The sequence below is a fragment of the Amycolatopsis sp. FU40 genome (genome assembly GCF_021903635.1).
GTDB classification, from domain to species: Bacteria; Actinomycetota; Actinomycetes; order Mycobacteriales; family Pseudonocardiaceae; genus Amycolatopsis; species Amycolatopsis dendrobii.
Genome location: NZ_CP091381.1, coordinates 3,407,971 through 3,422,054, shown reverse-complemented (window position 1 = coordinate 3,422,054; position 14,084 = coordinate 3,407,971). Strand labels below are relative to the sequence as shown.

General features: G+C 71.2%; 16 protein-coding genes. 8 read left to right on the top strand and 8 right to left on the bottom strand.

What is annotated here, in order from left to right; genetic code table 11:
- The first annotated feature begins 15 nt into the window (after positions 1-15).
- Genes L3Q65_RS16665 through L3Q65_RS16655 form a run of 3 tightly spaced genes read left to right on the top strand, consistent with a single transcriptional unit; the run spans position 16 to position 2,168 of the window.
- The gene (locus L3Q65_RS16665) at positions 16-1,158 is read left to right on the top strand and encodes a glycosyltransferase family 4 protein (RefSeq protein ID WP_182896003.1); all 1,143 of its coding nucleotides are present in this window, start codon (positions 16-18) and stop codon (positions 1,156-1,158) included.
- Complete coding sequence (locus L3Q65_RS16660; RefSeq protein WP_182895888.1) at positions 1,155-1,640, top strand: NUDIX hydrolase; 486 nt, start codon at positions 1,155-1,157, stop codon at positions 1,638-1,640. The genes L3Q65_RS16665 and L3Q65_RS16660 overlap by 4 nt, the downstream gene beginning before the upstream one ends.
- Before the next feature lie 15 nt (positions 1,641-1,655).
- A complete protein-coding gene (locus L3Q65_RS16655; protein ID WP_182895887.1) occupies positions 1,656-2,168 on the top strand; it encodes an XdhC family protein in 513 nt (170 codons plus the stop codon).
- Between the two features lie 115 nt (positions 2,169-2,283).
- On the opposite strand, the gene L3Q65_RS16650 is transcribed toward L3Q65_RS16655, so the two are convergent.
- Entirely contained in the window at positions 2,284-4,395 is a 2,112-nt protein-coding gene (locus tag L3Q65_RS16650; RefSeq protein WP_237600191.1) for an elongation factor G-like protein EF-G2, read from the bottom strand.
- Between the two features lie 444 nt (positions 4,396-4,839).
- Between L3Q65_RS16650 and L3Q65_RS16645 the strand changes: the two genes are divergently transcribed.
- Positions 4,840-6,432: a M4 family metallopeptidase gene (locus L3Q65_RS16645; protein WP_182895885.1), complete on the top strand. Its 1,593-nt coding sequence runs from the start codon at positions 4,840-4,842 to the stop codon at positions 6,430-6,432.
- 140 nt (positions 6,433-6,572) lie between these two features.
- Here L3Q65_RS16645 and L3Q65_RS16640 read toward each other — a convergent pair whose 3' ends face one another.
- Both L3Q65_RS16640 and L3Q65_RS16635 read right to left on the bottom strand, forming a co-directional pair.
- Complete coding sequence (locus L3Q65_RS16640; protein WP_182895884.1) at positions 6,573-6,893, bottom strand: AzlD domain-containing protein; 321 nt, start codon at positions 6,891-6,893, stop codon at positions 6,573-6,575.
- Positions 6,893-7,588, bottom strand: a complete 696-nt coding sequence (locus L3Q65_RS16635; RefSeq protein WP_182895883.1) for an AzlC family ABC transporter permease — start codon at positions 7,586-7,588, stop codon at positions 6,893-6,895. The genes L3Q65_RS16640 and L3Q65_RS16635 overlap by 1 nt, the downstream gene beginning before the upstream one ends.
- Positions 7,589-7,658: 70 nt before the next feature.
- Here L3Q65_RS16635 and L3Q65_RS16630 point away from each other — a divergent pair, with 70 nt between their 5' ends.
- Positions 7,659-8,222: a helix-turn-helix domain-containing protein gene (locus L3Q65_RS16630; RefSeq protein ID WP_067580008.1), complete on the top strand. Its 564-nt coding sequence runs from the start codon at positions 7,659-7,661 to the stop codon at positions 8,220-8,222.
- A gap of 46 nt (positions 8,223-8,268) precedes the next feature.
- On the opposite strand, the gene L3Q65_RS16625 is transcribed toward L3Q65_RS16630, so the two are convergent.
- On the bottom strand, positions 8,269-8,838 hold the full coding sequence (locus tag L3Q65_RS16625; RefSeq protein ID WP_237600190.1) for a zinc-binding dehydrogenase: 570 nt from the start codon (positions 8,836-8,838) through the stop codon (positions 8,269-8,271).
- A 105-nt stretch (positions 8,839-8,943) separates the two neighbouring features.
- Between L3Q65_RS16625 and L3Q65_RS16620 the strand changes: the two genes are divergently transcribed.
- Positions 8,944-9,420, top strand: coding sequence for a cupin domain-containing protein (locus tag L3Q65_RS16620; protein ID WP_182895881.1), 477 nt, complete (start codon positions 8,944-8,946; stop codon positions 9,418-9,420).
- Between the two features lie 6 nt (positions 9,421-9,426).
- Here L3Q65_RS16620 and L3Q65_RS16615 read toward each other — a convergent pair whose 3' ends face one another.
- From L3Q65_RS16615 to L3Q65_RS16605, 3 genes are all read right to left on the bottom strand, one after another.
- Positions 9,427-10,668, bottom strand: a complete 1,242-nt coding sequence (locus L3Q65_RS16615) for a flavin-dependent oxidoreductase (RefSeq protein WP_237600189.1) — start codon at positions 10,666-10,668, stop codon at positions 9,427-9,429.
- A gap of 455 nt (positions 10,669-11,123) precedes the next feature.
- Positions 11,124-11,555, bottom strand: coding sequence for an Hsp20/alpha crystallin family protein (locus L3Q65_RS16610; protein WP_182895879.1), 432 nt, complete (start codon positions 11,553-11,555; stop codon positions 11,124-11,126).
- Positions 11,556-11,830: 275 nt separating this feature from the next.
- The gene (locus L3Q65_RS16605; protein ID WP_182895878.1) at positions 11,831-12,103 is read right to left on the bottom strand and encodes a hypothetical protein; all 273 of its coding nucleotides are present in this window, start codon (positions 12,101-12,103) and stop codon (positions 11,831-11,833) included.
- A gap of 141 nt (positions 12,104-12,244) precedes the next feature.
- On the opposite strand from L3Q65_RS16605, the gene L3Q65_RS16600 reads away from it, so the two are divergent.
- Both L3Q65_RS16600 and L3Q65_RS16595 read left to right on the top strand, forming a co-directional pair.
- A complete protein-coding gene (locus L3Q65_RS16600; RefSeq protein ID WP_182895877.1) occupies positions 12,245-12,562 on the top strand; it encodes a helix-turn-helix domain-containing protein in 318 nt (105 codons plus the stop codon).
- Positions 12,563-12,607: 45 nt separating this feature from the next.
- Entirely contained in the window at positions 12,608-13,498 is an 891-nt protein-coding gene (locus tag L3Q65_RS16595) for an aminoglycoside phosphotransferase family protein (RefSeq protein WP_182895876.1), read from the top strand.
- 4 nt (positions 13,499-13,502) lie between these two features.
- Here L3Q65_RS16595 and L3Q65_RS16590 read toward each other — a convergent pair whose 3' ends face one another.
- Positions 13,503-14,018, bottom strand: a complete 516-nt coding sequence (locus L3Q65_RS16590) for a hypothetical protein (RefSeq protein ID WP_182895875.1) — start codon at positions 14,016-14,018, stop codon at positions 13,503-13,505.
- Positions 14,019-14,084 lie beyond the last annotated feature (66 nt).

Below are 14,084 nucleotides of genomic sequence, written 5' to 3'. Positions count from 1 at the left end.
CGGGTGGCGCGCGGGTTGAAGATCGGGATCGTGTGCCCGTACTCGTTCGACGTCCCCGGCGGGGTCCAGGGGCACGTGATCGACCTGGCGAAGGCGCTGCTCGAACGCGGGCACCGGGTGTCGGTGCTGGCTCCGGCGGACGAGGACGCCCAGCTGCCGGATTTCGTGCACCCGGCGGGCAAGGCGCTGGGGATCCCGTACAACGGCTCGGTCGCGCGGCTGCAGTTCGGGCCGGTGTCCTACGCCCGGGTGCGGCGGTGGATCCGGGACAACGGCTTCGACGTGCTGCACCTGCACGAGCCCGCCGCGCCGAGCCTGTCGCTGCTGGCGCTGAAGGTCGCGGACGGGCCGATCGTGGCCACCTTCCACACCGCGACGACGCGCTCGCGGACGCTGGCGGCGTTCCAGCCGGTGCTGCGTCCGCTGCTGGAGAAGATCACCGCGCGGATCGCGGTGTCGGCGCTGGCCCGGCGGGTGCAGGTGGAGCACGCGGGCGGCGACGCGGTCGAGATCCCGAACGGCGTCGACGTCGAGTTCTTCTCCCGTGCGCTGCCGCTGGAGGGCTACCCGCGCGCGGGCGGGACGATCGGGTTCGTCGGGCGGTTCACCGAACCGCGCAAGGGCATGGACGTGCTGCTGGAGGCCGCGCGGCGGCTGTTGCCGGAGTTCGAGGACCTGCGGCTGCTCGTGGTCGGCCGCGGCGAGCCGGACCAGCTGCGGAAGATGGCGGGGCCGCAGCTGTGGCCGCACATCGAGCTGCTGGGCCAGGTCGACGACGAGACGAAGGCGCGGGCGCTGCGCAGTGTCGACGTCTACTGCGCGCCCAACACCGGCGGCGAAAGCTTCGGGATGATCCTCACCGAGGCGATGGCCGCGGGCACTCCGGTGCTGGCGAGCGGCCTCGACTCGTTCCGCCGCGTCCTCGACGACGGCCGCGCCGGAATGCTCACCACGACCGGCGACCCGGCTTCCCTGGCTGACGGCTTGCGCGAGTTGCTGGGCGACCCGGCACACCGGGCGTCGCTCGCGGCCGCGGCGGGCGAGCGCGTGACCGCGTACGACTGGGGGGTCGTGGTCACGCAGGTGCTGCGGGTGTACGAGACGGCCATCGCGGCGGATCCCCGGCTGGTCGCGGCGGGGGAGCGGGAGCTCGCGTGACGGTGCTGGTGTGGCTGCTCGTGGCGGCGGCCGCGATCGTGGTGCTCGGCGGCCTGTTCCTGGTCGCCACCGCGAACCGCCTCGACCGCCTGCACGTGCGGACCGATGCCGGCTGGGCCGCACTGGAAGCCGCTCTCGCGCGCCGAGCCGTGGTCGCCCGAGCCGTCGCCGCGGTCCTGCACGACGGTGCCGGCCTGCACGCCGCAGCCGCCCGCGCCGAGGCTGCCGCGCGACCGGACCGCGAGGCCGCGGAAAACGAACTGACGCTCGTCCTGGCCCCGATCGACCGGTCTCGCCTGCCAGCCGTGCTCGCCGAGGAACTGACCGACGCCGAACACCGGGTCGTCATCGCCCGCCGCGTGCACAACGACGCCGTGCGCGACACCTTGGCGCTGCGGCGGCGCCGGAAGGTGCGGTACTTCAAGCTCGCCGGGACCGCTCCGCTGCCGGAGTACTTCGAATTCGCCGAGCCGGACCTCTGAGGCAGACTGAGCCGCATGACGACCGAACCCGATGCCTGCGCCGTCGCACACGGCGAGGTCGAAGAGCCGCCCGCCGAACGGACCCTGGTGGCCGTGTTCGCCTCGCCAGTGGCCCGGTACCTCCTGCGCTACGCCGCCGATCTGGGCTATCGCGCCGTTCTGTTCGAACCGGACGAGGCACGGGCCACCGATGCCCCTGAAGGCGTCGAAGTCCGCACCACCGCACCCGCCCCGGGCCCGGACGCGGACGTCGTCGTGACCGACCACCACCGCCCGGAACTCGGAACGGTCCTGCAAGCCGCACTGGCGACGCCGACGCGATGGGTGGGCGTGCTGGGCAACCCGCGGCATCCGGGCCCGCACGTCGAGGCTCTGCGCGCACTGGGCGTGGCGGAACCGGACATCGCGAGGGTGCACCGGCCGGTCGGGCTGAACATCGGCTCGCGCACCCCGGCGGAGATCGCGATCGCGACGCTGGCGGGGCTGGTGGCGGACCGCAACGGGCGACCGGGCGGGTTTGAGTTCTGACTCGTGAGCGCCTATGCCGGTTAGAACCGGCACCGGCGCTCACGAGTCTGTGGCGGCGGGTTGCCTGCGCGGGCAGGTCGTGAGTGCTGGCACCGGTTCTAACCGGTGCCAGCACTCACGAGGTGACGACCGCCCCTTCCGGCATCGGCTCGAACCGGGTATGCCGCCGCGTGAACGTAGCCGTCCCAGAGGTCAGCGATCGCAGATCAACCGCGTACCGCAGCAGTTCCGCCGCGGGCACCTCGGCGTGCACCACGGTGTGCCCGCCTTCGCTGGATTCCGTGCCCAGCACCCGGCCGCGGCGGGAGGACAGGTCGCCCAGCACCGTGCCCAGGTGTTCGTCCGGCAGGCTCACCTCGACCGTGTCCAGGGGTTCCAGCAGCGAGATCCGGCTGGCCGCCGCCGCTTCCCGCAGGGCCAGCGCGCCCGCGGTCTGGAACGCGGCGTCCGACGAGTCGACGCTGTGCGCCTTTCCGTCGGTCAGCGTCACGCGCACGTCCACCACCGGATGCCCGTCCTGGACGCCGCGTTCCAGCTGCGCGCGCACGCCCTTCTCGACGCTCGGGATGAACTGGTGCGGCACCGCGCCGCCGACCACCTTGTCCACGAACTCGAACCCGCCGCCGCGCGGGAGCGGTTCGACCTCGATGTCGCACACCGCGAACTGCCCGTGCCCGCCGGACTGCTTCACGTGCCGTCCGTGGCCTCGCGCGGGTTTCGCGAAAGTGGAGCGCAGGCTGATCCGCACCGGCTCGGTGCCGACGTCCGCGCCGCCCGCGCGCAGCCGCGACAGGACGACCTCCGAATGCGCCTCGCCCATGCACCACAGCACGAGCTGCCCGGTTTCGGCGTTGCGTTCCAAGCGCAGGGTCGGATCGCCCGCGACGAGCCGGGACAGATTGCGGGACAACGTGTCCTCGTCACTGCGGGACTTCGCGACGACAGCGACCGGCAGCAGCGGTTCGGGCATCCGCCACGGTTTGATCAGCAGCGGATCGTCCGGCGACGACACGGTGTCGCCGGTTTCGGCGGAACCTACTTTGGTGAGCGCGCACAGGTCGCCCGCGACGCAGAACGGCACCTCGCGCAGGTTCGCGCCGAGCGGCGAGTAGAGGTGGGCGACGCGTTCGTCGGCGTCGTGGTCTTCGTGGCCGCGCTCGGCGAGGCCGTGGCCGGAGACGTGCACGGCGTTCTCCGGGCGCAGCGTCCCGGAAAACACCCGGACGAGCGAAACTCGTCCCACGTACGAGTCGACCGCGGTGCGCACGACCTCGGCGGCGAGCGGACCGGCCGGGTCGGCGGACAGCGCGGCGTGCTCGGCGCCGTCGGGGCTGGTCACGCCGGGCGGGGTGTGCTCAAGCGGAGAGGGGAAGGCCCGCACGATGCCGTCGAGCACCTCGGCGAGCCCGACCCCGCTGGTCGCGCACACCGGGATCACCGGATGGAACGAACCGCGCGCGACGGCTGTCTCGAGGTCGGCGATCAGCACGTCCTCGGCGATCTCCTCGCCGCCGAGGTAGCGGTCCATGAGAGTCTCGTCCTCGCTCTCGGCGATGATGCCCTCGATCAGTTCGTTGCGGGCGTCGGCGAACTCGTCGGCGACGTCCGGGTCCGGTTCGCCCACGCGCGGCGGGTAGCCGGCGGAGTAGTCGTAGCGGCGCTGGGTGACCAGCCCGACCAGGCCCTCCGGCGCCGGGAGGTACAGCGGCAGCACGCCCGCGCCGAAGGCGGCTTGGCAGGCGGCGATCTCGGCGAGTGCGTCGGCACGGTGGTGGTCGAGCCGGGACACGACGACGGCGCGCGGCATGCCCACCGACGCGCATTCCTCCCACACGGCGACGGTGGCGGCGTCCACGCCCTCGGCGGCGCAGACGACGAACAGCGCGGCGTCCGCGGCCCTCAGCCCGGCCCGCAGCTCGCCCACGAAATCGGCGTACCCCGGGGTGTCGATGAGGTTGATTTTGTGCCCGGCGTGCAGCACCGGGGCGACGGAAAGCCCGACCGAGCGCTGCTGGCGCACCGCGGCGGGGTCGTGGTCGCACACCGTGGTGCCCTCCACGACCGAACCGGCGCGCGGCACCGTGCCGGACGCGGCGAGCAGTGCCTCGGTGAGCGTGGTCTTCCCGGACCCGGAAGGCCCGACGAGGACGACGTTGCGCACCTTGGCGGGGTCGTCCACAGCGACGGCGGCCCCGGGGTCGGTACTCCTGTTCTGCTTGTCGGCCATGACGGCCTCCTCAGCGACGGCGGTTGGCGGAACTGTGTCCCCGATCACACACCCGCGACCCGCCGGGAAGCAAGGCGGACGGCCCGGGACCAGCCGTTCGCTCATCCGGGGCTCCTCGCGCCCCGAAGCGTCCGATTCCACTGTGGACAGACTTGGTTTCACTGTCTGCAAAGGATTAGCGGGCGCTTTGCCGCCGGATTCATCCGGAACGCCGGGCTGCTGCCGAGGTGGGCGAGTGGCGATTCTTGGGCGGAAAGAGGAATTTCCGGAAATCGCGCACCGGAAATCGGCACTGATGCGCCGAAGTTGACAACTTAACGACCTTCGTCGGTTGTCCGGAGTTGGGAAAAACCCGACTCTTGGCGGGGTTCGATCCCATTCCACTTCCGAATCCGGCCCCCACCCCCGGGCCTGATCCGGCCTGTCCGGAGGAGAACACCGCCGATGAAATCGCGCCGACCGCTCGTGCTGCTCGCAGCCGGGGTGCTGGCCGGGGCCGTCACCACGGCCACCGCAGCCCACGCGCAACCGCTCGAACCGCAGAGTCCGCAGGCCGCCGAAGCCACGGCGGCCACCGCCGCGCAGGCGCTGGTCGCCTCCCGGCCCGCCGCGCTGCACGCCAGCAAGGACGACGTTTTCCAGCAGCACAAGGTGATCTCGTCGACCAACGGCCTGAAGTACGTGCCCTACGACCGCACCTACAAAGGCATTCCGGTGATCGGCGGCGACTTCGTCGTGGCCACGAACTCCGCCGGGCAGGTGCTCGCCACCTCGGTCGCGCAGACCGCCGCGATCGACCTGCCCAGCATGTCGCCGAAGCTGACCGCCAAGCAGGCCGAAGCGATCGCCCGCACCCAGGTGCCCACTGTGGACACCGTGCAGCCCGCGACGCTCGCCACTTATGCCCTCGGCAGCCCGAAACTCGCCTGGACGACGCGGGTGACCGGGCGGAACGCGGAAGGGCCGAGCAAGCTGGACGTCGTCGTCGACGCGATGACCGGGAAGGTCCTGCACACCCAGGAGCACGTGGCCTACGGCGACGCGCAGGGCGTGTGGAACGGCCCGGAGCCGCTGCATCTGGACACGTCCTCGGACGGCGCGGGCGGCTACTCGATGACCGATCCGACCATCGCGAACCTCAGCTGCCAGGACGCGGACACCCAGCAGACCTTCACCAAGTCGACCGACAGCTGGGGCAACGGCGACGAGACCGACCGGGAAACCGGCTGCGCCGACGCCCTGTACGGCATCCAGCAAGAGAACAAGATGCTGACGCAATGGCTGGGCCGCAACAGCTTCGACGGCAACGGCGGCGCCTGGCCGATCCGCGTCGGCCTCAACGAGCAGAACGCCTACTACGACGGCACCCAGGTCCAGGTCGGGAACAACACCGCGGGCCAGTGGATCGGCTCGCTCGACGTGATCGGGCACGAGTTCGGCCACGGCATCGACGACCACACCCCGGGCAGCATGTCCGGGTCCGGCACCCAGGAGTTCGTCGCGGACGTCTACGGAGCCTCGTCGGAATGGTTCGCCAACGAGCCCGCGCCGTACGCGGTCCCGGACTTCCTCGTCGGCAACCAGGTGAACCTCGTCGGCAGCGGGCCGATCCGCAACATGTACGACCCGTCCCAGCTCGGCCACAAGAACTGCTACGACGACGCGATTCCCGGCACCGAGGTGCACGCCGCGGCGGGCCCCGGCAACCACTGGTTCTACCTCCTCGCCGAGGGTTCGAACCCGACCAACGGCCAGCCGGCCAGCCCGACGTGCAACAACTCCACTGTGACCGGACTCGGCGTGCAGACCGCCGTGAAGATCTTCTACAACGCGATGCTGCTCAAGACCAGCGGCAGCTCCTACCAGAGCTACCGGACCTGGACGCTGACCGCGGCGAAGAGCCTCTTCCCGAACGGCTGCACCGAATTCAACTCCGTGAAGGCGGCGTGGGACGCGGTGAGCGTGCCCGCCCAGCCGGACGAGCCGACGTGCGGCGCGGTCGGCCCGACCGGTTCGCGCGCGATTTCCGCTCGATGAACCGAAACTGATTTCCCCGCCGATCGGGAGGGGGAGGCGAGCACTCGTCTTCCCCTCCCGATCGGTATTTCCCGGGGGCGCCTTTTCGATCGAGGAGAATTTCGTCCGGAAAAGGCGCTGCGCAATTTCTGCGAGATCGGTTACGGCACCCCGGCGAGCCGCAGCAGCGCGGCCGTCGCGGCGGCCGCGATCACGACCGCCACGAACGGAGCCTTCCGCCACGCGAGCACGCCGCCCACCAGTACTCCGGCTGGCCGGGCGATCCCGGCGAATTCCTGTCCCTCGGTCAACGCGCTGGTCGCGACCAGCGCGGCGAGCAGCACTACTGCCGACAGCGTCATCAGCCGTTCGGCCCGCGGCGACAACCGCACTTTCGTGCGCAGCAGCGGTCCGGCGAGCCGGAACGCGAACGTCCCGGCCGCCAGCACGAGCGTCGCGAAGATCAGTTCCGCGCCGTCCATCAGTGCGCTCCTTCCAGGGACTTCGGCTCCTTCGCCGCGGCTCCCGCGACCACTCCGACCAGCGCCAGCAGCACCGGCAGGCCCGCCGGGAGCAGGGGAGTGGCCGCGAGCGCGACCACCACGCCGATCAGCACCGGCAGCCGCGACGCCCGGTCCTTCAGCGACGGCAGCACCAATGCCAGCAGCACCGCCGGGAAAGCGGCGTCCAGGCCGAACGCGTCGGTGTCGCTGATCGCGGACCCGGCGAACGCGCCCGCCACGACCCCGAGGTTCCAGCACACGAACAGGCCGACGCCGCACGCCCAGTACGCCGCCCGCCGCCGGGCCGCGTCGCGCTGGGCCAACGCGAACGCCACCGATTCGTCGATCATCAGATGGCTTCCGGCCAGCCGCCCGGGCAGCCCGCGTCCCAGCGCGTCGCCGACCGCGAACCCGAACGGCACGTGCCGCGCGTTCACCAGCAGCCCGGCGGCGACCGCGGCGAGCGGGTTGCCGCCCGAGGCGACGATGCCGACGAACATGAACTGCGACGCGCCGGCGAAGACCAGCAGGGACAGCAGCATCGGCGCCCACAGCGGGAAGCCGGAGCCCACCGCGATGGCGCCGTAGGACACGCCCACGAGGGCGTCGGCCAAGCACACGAGACCGATGTCGCGGGCGAGGCCGCGATCGAGTGTTCGCCAAATCGAACGCATAGTGTCCTATGCTGAACACGTCGAGGCCTGTTCGTCAAGGCGAACGAGAAGACTGATGGAGCGAACACACATGCCGAACGAGAGCACGGGCGCGCCGCTGGACATCATCGCGGCGTCCCTGCGCCGCGAGCGGGCCCGCGCCGGCCTCTCGCTGACCGAGGTCGCGCGCCGGGCGGGCCTGGCGAAATCCACGCTGTCCCAGCTGGAATCGGGATCGGGCAACCCGAGCGTGGAGACGCTGTGGGCACTGGGCGTCGCGCTGGACGTGCCGTTCTCCCGGCTGGTCGAACCGGAACGGCAGGAGGTGAAGGTGATCCGCGCGGGCAAGGGCCCGACGGTGTTCGCCGAACACGCCGACTACGCGTGCACGCTGCTGTCCGCGTGCCCGTCCGCGGCGCGCCGGGACATCTACCTGGTCAGCGCGGAGCCCGGCATCCCGCGGCGGTCGGACCCGCACATGAGCGGCGTGGTGGAGCACACCGTGCTGTGCGCGGGCCGCGCGCGGATCGGCATCATGGACGACCCGGTGGAGCTGCTGCCGGGCGACTACATCTGCTATCCGGGGGACGTGCCGCACATCTTCGAGGCGCTGGAACCGGGGACGTTCGGGGTGGAGATCTCCGAATACAACTGAGCGGAACGGAGCCTGCGCCGCCTCGGCCCTTCACGGACCGCTCGGGTCATTCCGAGGGCACGTCGACCAGGACCTTCCCCGGCACTCCTCGTTCGACCGCGCGATGAGCCTCCGCGACCTGGTCGAGTGCGTACCGGCGGACCGGCAGCCCGTGTTCGGCGCCGACCTCCAGCGCGCCGTCCGCGGCGGCGGCGTGCACATCGGAGAGGGCGTTCGCCTTGCTTTCCGGTTCGGTCGTGTAAGTGAAGGTGAAATCCAGCTGCACGTTCTTGACCAGCATTTCCCGCGACGGGATCGGGAGGCGGTCGGCATCGCCGCAGCTGTAGACGTTGATGTTGCCGCCGTGGGCGAGCACAGCCAGATCGACGGCGAGGTTGGCGCCGAGGTCGACGTCGACGATGTGGTGCACCCCGGCGGGCGCCAGTTGCGCGACGCGCGCGGCGACGTCCTCGGTCCGGTAGTCGATGACGTGGTCGGCGCCGGCTTTGCGGGCGAGTCCGGCTTTTTCCGGGCTGCTGACGGTCGCCAGGACGGTCGCGCCCGACCACGTCGCCAGCTGGATCGCGGCATGCCCGACCGCTCCGGCGCCGCCGTGGACCAGGACGGTTCGGCTCACCTTCGCGAACTGAGCGCCGGGAAAACGCGTCGGGCCGGCGGCTGTACACCAGCGACCGGATAGCGCAGAGTCCCTAGCTGAGAAGACCATCGGCCAGGAGGTGTGATGACCGGCGAGGAAATCGTGCTCGGTCCCCTGCCCAAGGGGATCACGCCCGCCCGCGAGGGCATGCGGAACAAGGTGTGGAACGTGCTCGGCCACACCTACTCGATGAAGGCGGCCAGCGAGTCGAGCTTCGCGTTCGAGACCCTCGACCCGCCCGGCACCGGGGTGCCGCCGCACGTGCATCCGACGCAGGACGAGCACATCTACATCCTGGAGGGCGTCTTCACCCTCTACCTCGACGGTCAATGGGAGACCGCCGGTCCCGGCGACACCGTGCGGATGCCGAAGGGGCTCCCGCACGCCTATTACAACCGCAGCGAGGGCATGACCCGCGGACTGTTCTGGGTGAGCCCGGCCGGGAAGCTGGCGACGCTGTTCGACAAGCTGCACAACCTGACCGACCCCGCCGAGGTGGTCCGGGTGTCGGCACTGCACGACGTCGATTTCCTGCCGCCCGGTGCGGTGGAGGGCGCCTGAACCGGCTCAGGCGCGGTTCACCTGCTGCTGGGACGCCCCGGAAACCTGCGCGTAGCCGCTGACGATCGCCTCGAGCGCCGCCGCGTCGATGACGTCCTCGAGGCGGTCGAAGCCGTCCGGCGCGCGCCGTTCGACCTCGTCGATGACGTTTTCCGGGCCGCCCCGGCGGTTGCGCAGCACGATCTCGCCGGTGGCCGCCAGCCGGTCGGCTTCGTACGCGCGCAGTGCCTCGGCGGGATCGGCGTGCTGCGTCAGTTGCGCGGCGAGGCTGGACGCGTCGAGAATCGCCTGGCCCGCGCCGTTGGAGCCCATCGGGTACATCGGATGGGCGGCGTCGCCGAGCAGCGTCACGCGTCCGTGCGACCAGGCGGGCAACGGGTCGCGGTCGCACATCGGGAACTCGAAGATCTCCTCGGTGGCCTCGGCCAGCGCGACGTGGTCGACCTGCGGGCACCGGAACCGCCCGACGTGCCGGGCCAGCTCAGCGCGGTCGCCGGGCCTGGCCCAGTCCTGCCGCTCCGGCGGAGGGTCGCCGGGCCGCCCGGTCCGGACGCAGACCGCCCAGTTGGTGAGCCGCGTGCCCGCGCTCCGGCCCGGTCCGATCGGGTAGATCACCAGCTTGGCCGCGGTGCCGCCGGAGACGATCATCGAAGCGCCGCCGCCGAACTCGGGCCAGTCGGCGGCTCCGCGCCACATCAACACCCCGTTCCAGCGCGGCGGTCCCTCCTCGGGGAAGAGGAGGGACCGTGCAGCCGAGTGAATCCCGTCGGCCGCCACCAAAACGTCCCCGGCCACGGTCGCCGCTTCGCCGCTTTCCCGCTCAGCGAAATGCACCCGCACGCCTTGCCCGTCCTGATCGAACCCGGTCAGCCGATGCCCGGTCCGCACCGCTTCGGGGCCCAGCCGGGTCTGGACCGCCTGCAGCAGCATGTTCTGCAGCCTGCCGCGGTGGAGGCAGTACTGGGGGAGCGTGAACCCGGCGGCCAGCCCGCACGGCCTGCGCAGGATCACCTGCCCGAGCCGATGGGTGTAGAACAGCTCGCGGGTGCGGATCCCGATCTCGTCCAGCCGGTCGAGCAGCCCGAGCGCCGCGAGCTCCTTGACCGCGTGCGGCAAGGCGTTGATCCCGACGCCGAGCTCGCCGATCCGGGAGCTCTGCTCGTACACCGCGCATTCGATGCCTTCGCGATGCAGCCGCAGGGCCGCGGTCAGCCCGCCGATGCCCGCTCCGGCGATGACGACCTTCACGTGCTGCCTCCCGTCCTCGACTGCCCAGGGTGGCGGAGAGCGGGGTGGCGCGCTACCGCCGACCGGAGGGGCCGGTCCGGGTTGGGCGGCGAGCTGGCTCCAGTCCGGTGTGGACAGCTTTCGCCGCGCGGGGTCGGCGCTGCGCCGACGCGAGAGGCCGGTCGACGATGGTCCAGGCGTTCGCGTTTCTGGTCGGTTCCGCAACGGCCGATGAGAGCGGCGGTGCGATCGGGCGGATTTCATTCGGTGAAGTCGCGTCGCGACGTTGATCGATCAGAAGCTCCTTGCTGCGGACGAGTTCGCCGGTGCTGCTGCGAGCGGAGACGTCGTCCGGGCCGCGGGTGGCGCGGGAATCCGCGAAGGCACTGGTACTTCCTCCCATGCCGCTACTTCCTCCCATGCCGCCGGGAGAGCTGTGGCCCCGCCCGCCGCGGGCGGGGCCGGCATCGAGCTGGTCAAGCGCGGATCTGCTTGGCTTCGCCGCTGCCGCCGATGGCGATCTTGCGCGGCTTGGCCTGTTCGGCGATCGGCACCCGCAGGGTGAGCACGCCCGCGTCGTAATCCGCTTTGATGCTGTCGGTGTCGAGGGTGTCGCCGAGGAACAGCTGCCGGGAGAACACCCCGCGCGGCCGTTCGGAGACCTGGACCTCCGCGTCCTCGCCGTAGTCGGGCCTGCGTTCGGCCTTGACGGTCAGCACGTTGCGCTCGACGTCCAGGTCGATCGACTCCGGTGCGACGCCCGGCAGGTCGAACTGCACCACGTAGTCGTTGCCGGACCGGTAGGCGTCCATCGGCATCACCGCCGGACGGGTCGCGGTGCCGTTGCCGCCGAAGAACTGCTGGGTCAGCCGATCGAGCTCCCGGAACGGGTCAGTTCGCATCAACATGACCATGCGCCTCCCTTTCTCCTTCCCACGTGCCCGCCGCCTGGGCGGGCGTTCGATTGTCGGGGCTGTCGCGGAGATCCGGCCCCGCCGGACGCAAGCGGCGGGGCCGGAACCAGTTCGGGTGAAAAGCAACCGTGCTGAGCTGTGCGGCGGCGGGGCGGCCGCGGGACCACGTCACGAGACGCGATGCCGGGGCTGTGCGAGCCTCTCCGGCCGAGCGTCGTGGGCAGACCTCCCCCGTCCGGTCGCGCCGCAGTATCACCTCCCCAGCGATGTCACGGCTGTCGGGTGTGCCTGCTGCGCGCCGGAGGGGAACGCTCCCGGTGTTCTGGCGGCCAAGCCCGCCACAAGGTCGCCGGAACCCGCTTCGCGGCCGGGTTTCCGGTGTCGCGCGGGCGAAAGTCGCCGGCGTGCGAAGGCGGGAGCACGGGGGCGCCGTCGGCGGCCACGATCGCGTCGAACTCTGCGCGCAACCAGACCGGATCGGCGCAGATCAGCTCGATGAATTCGCGGTCAGTCGCACCCTGGCGGCTGATGGTGTCCGGCATCGTCGATCACTCCCCGGCTACGTGGTTTCGGCACCCAGGTCAGCTATCGCGTCTCCCTAATTTCTATAGCGCGCAGTGCAGATTGTGTCAAGCGGCGAGTCGAGATAATCTTGATCCGGACCCACGGAAAAGAAGGTGCGCGTGCCCGGACTCGACAGCCTCGACGACCAGGACTACCCGGCTTACACGACCGGGCAGGCTGCCGAAATGCTGGGCGTGCAGCAGGCTTTCCTGCGCAGCCTGGACACCGCGGCCGTCGTGCGGCCCGAGCGCTCGGGCGGCGGGCATCGCCGGTACTCCCGCCGCCAGCTGACCCTGGTGGTGCGGCTGCGCGAACAGCTGGACGAGGGCCACTCCCTCGCGTCGGCCGCCCGGATCATCGGCTTGCAGGACGAACTCGCCGACGCCCACGACATCATCACCGGCCTCCGCGCGCGGCTCGGCGAATACGACCGCTGACCGCGCATCCCTTGCCGCACACCCGCCTCGGTACTGTCTCTTCCCATGACCACCGCCGAGGTCACCGCTGACCTGGTCCGCGCCCTGCTCCGGGACCAGCACCCGGACCTGGCCGGGCTGCCGGTCCGCGAGGTGGCGGGCGGCTGGGGCAACCAGATGTGGCGCCTCGGGGACGAACTGGCCGTCCGCGTGCAGCGCATGGACCCCACTCCGGAGCCGCAGTTCAAGGAGCGCCGGTGGCTGCCGGTCCTGGCCCCGCGCCTGCCGCTCCCGGTGCCGGCGCCGGTGCGGTTCGGCGAACCGTCCGAGCGTTTCCCCAAGCACTGGACCGTGATGACGTGGGTCCCCGGCGAACCGCTCGACCACGCCGCGATCAGCCGCGGCGTCCACGCGGCCGGCACACTGGCGGACTTCCTTCGGGCGCTCCACGCGGAAGCCCCCGCCGACGCGCCGATCGCCGCGGATCGCGGTGCCCATCCCCGAGATTGCACGGGCGGCTTCGAGGAATTCCTCGAAGCAGTCGCGCTCGACGACCTCGCGGAGGACGTCCGGGCGGTCTGGGACGACGCCGTCGCGGCCCGCGCGTGGGAGGGGCCGCCGGTGTGGGTGCACGGCGACCTGCATCCGGCGAATGTCGTTGTCTCGGAAGGAACCCTCTCGGGCATCGTGGATTTCGGCGACCTGTTCGCCGGCGATCCGGCGTGGGATCTCGCCGCCGCCTGGGTGGTGCTTCCCGCGGGCACGGCCGCGCGGTTCTTCGAGAGCTACGCGCGGGCCGACGAGTCCGCGATCCGGCGCGCCCGCGGGCTGGCCGCGCTGAAAAGCCTCTTCCTGATCCTCATGGGACAGAACGGGGAGCAGGGCCTGCCCGGCGGAAAACCGCACTGGGGACCCGCGGGCCGGGCGGCGCTGGAGCGGGTCTTGCAGGGGCGTTGACGGGTCAGTCCCACCAGAGCGCGACGGCGAGCTTCCGGCGCGCGGCTTCCGCGTAGAAATCGCGCAGAACGGTGTGCTGCTCGCCCAGCATTTCAGCCAGGTCACCGTCCACGTCCAGTGCGAGCGAGCCCAGCTCGGCCTCGATCTGCTCCGGGTCCGACGGCACGACGGAGCGGACCGCGTCCGGGGTGATCCCGCACAACGCTTCGGCCACCGCCGCGACTCGCCGAGGCTCCAGGGCGGTCACCGGATGTCCGTCGATCGAGTGGAGAACATCTCGGTAGGCCGGATTGACCTCTTCGTCGCCGTCGAAGCCGCGCCGCAACAGCGCGAGAGTCCGGTCGTCGGCTCCGGTCAGCTTCCACGCCGGTTTCAGGATGCCCGGCCACCAATCCAGATCGCAGTAGTCCCTTTCCGGGACCGCCGTGAAAGAACACAGCTCGTCCAGCGCTTCCACCGCTCGCCGGCAGACGGCGAGGTGCGCGGCGGAGATCCGGGCGAGCTGCTGGGTCACGGCCATGCGGTGATCATGGTCTGGCGCGGATCAGCCGCCGACGCCGGACGCCGCGAGGCGGCCCGGTCCGGA

Coding starts and splice junctions, on each gene's coding strand:
- L3Q65_RS16655 (WP_182895887.1), top strand. CDS start 1,656: ATGACGACCGAACCCGATGCCTGCGCCGTCGCACACGGCGAGGTCGAA.
- L3Q65_RS16650 (WP_237600191.1), bottom strand. CDS start 4,395: ATGGCCGACAAGCAGAACAGGAGTACCGACCCCGGGGCCGCCGTCGCT.
- L3Q65_RS16645 (WP_182895885.1), top strand. CDS start 4,840: ATGAAATCGCGCCGACCGCTCGTGCTGCTCGCAGCCGGGGTGCTGGCC.
- L3Q65_RS16640 (WP_182895884.1), bottom strand. CDS start 6,893: ATGGACGGCGCGGAACTGATCTTCGCGACGCTCGTGCTGGCGGCCGGG.
- L3Q65_RS16635 (WP_182895883.1), bottom strand. CDS start 7,588: ATGCGTTCGATTTGGCGAACACTCGATCGCGGCCTCGCCCGCGACATC.
- L3Q65_RS16630 (WP_067580008.1), top strand. CDS start 7,659: ATGCCGAACGAGAGCACGGGCGCGCCGCTGGACATCATCGCGGCGTCC.
- L3Q65_RS16620 (WP_182895881.1), top strand. CDS start 8,944: ATGACCGGCGAGGAAATCGTGCTCGGTCCCCTGCCCAAGGGGATCACG.
- L3Q65_RS16610 (WP_182895879.1), bottom strand. CDS start 11,555: ATGTTGATGCGAACTGACCCGTTCCGGGAGCTCGATCGGCTGACCCAG.
- L3Q65_RS16605 (WP_182895878.1), bottom strand. CDS start 12,103: ATGCCGGACACCATCAGCCGCCAGGGTGCGACTGACCGCGAATTCATC.
- L3Q65_RS16595 (WP_182895876.1), top strand. CDS start 12,608: ATGACCACCGCCGAGGTCACCGCTGACCTGGTCCGCGCCCTGCTCCGG.
- L3Q65_RS16590 (WP_182895875.1), bottom strand. CDS start 14,018: ATGGCCGTGACCCAGCAGCTCGCCCGGATCTCCGCCGCGCACCTCGCC.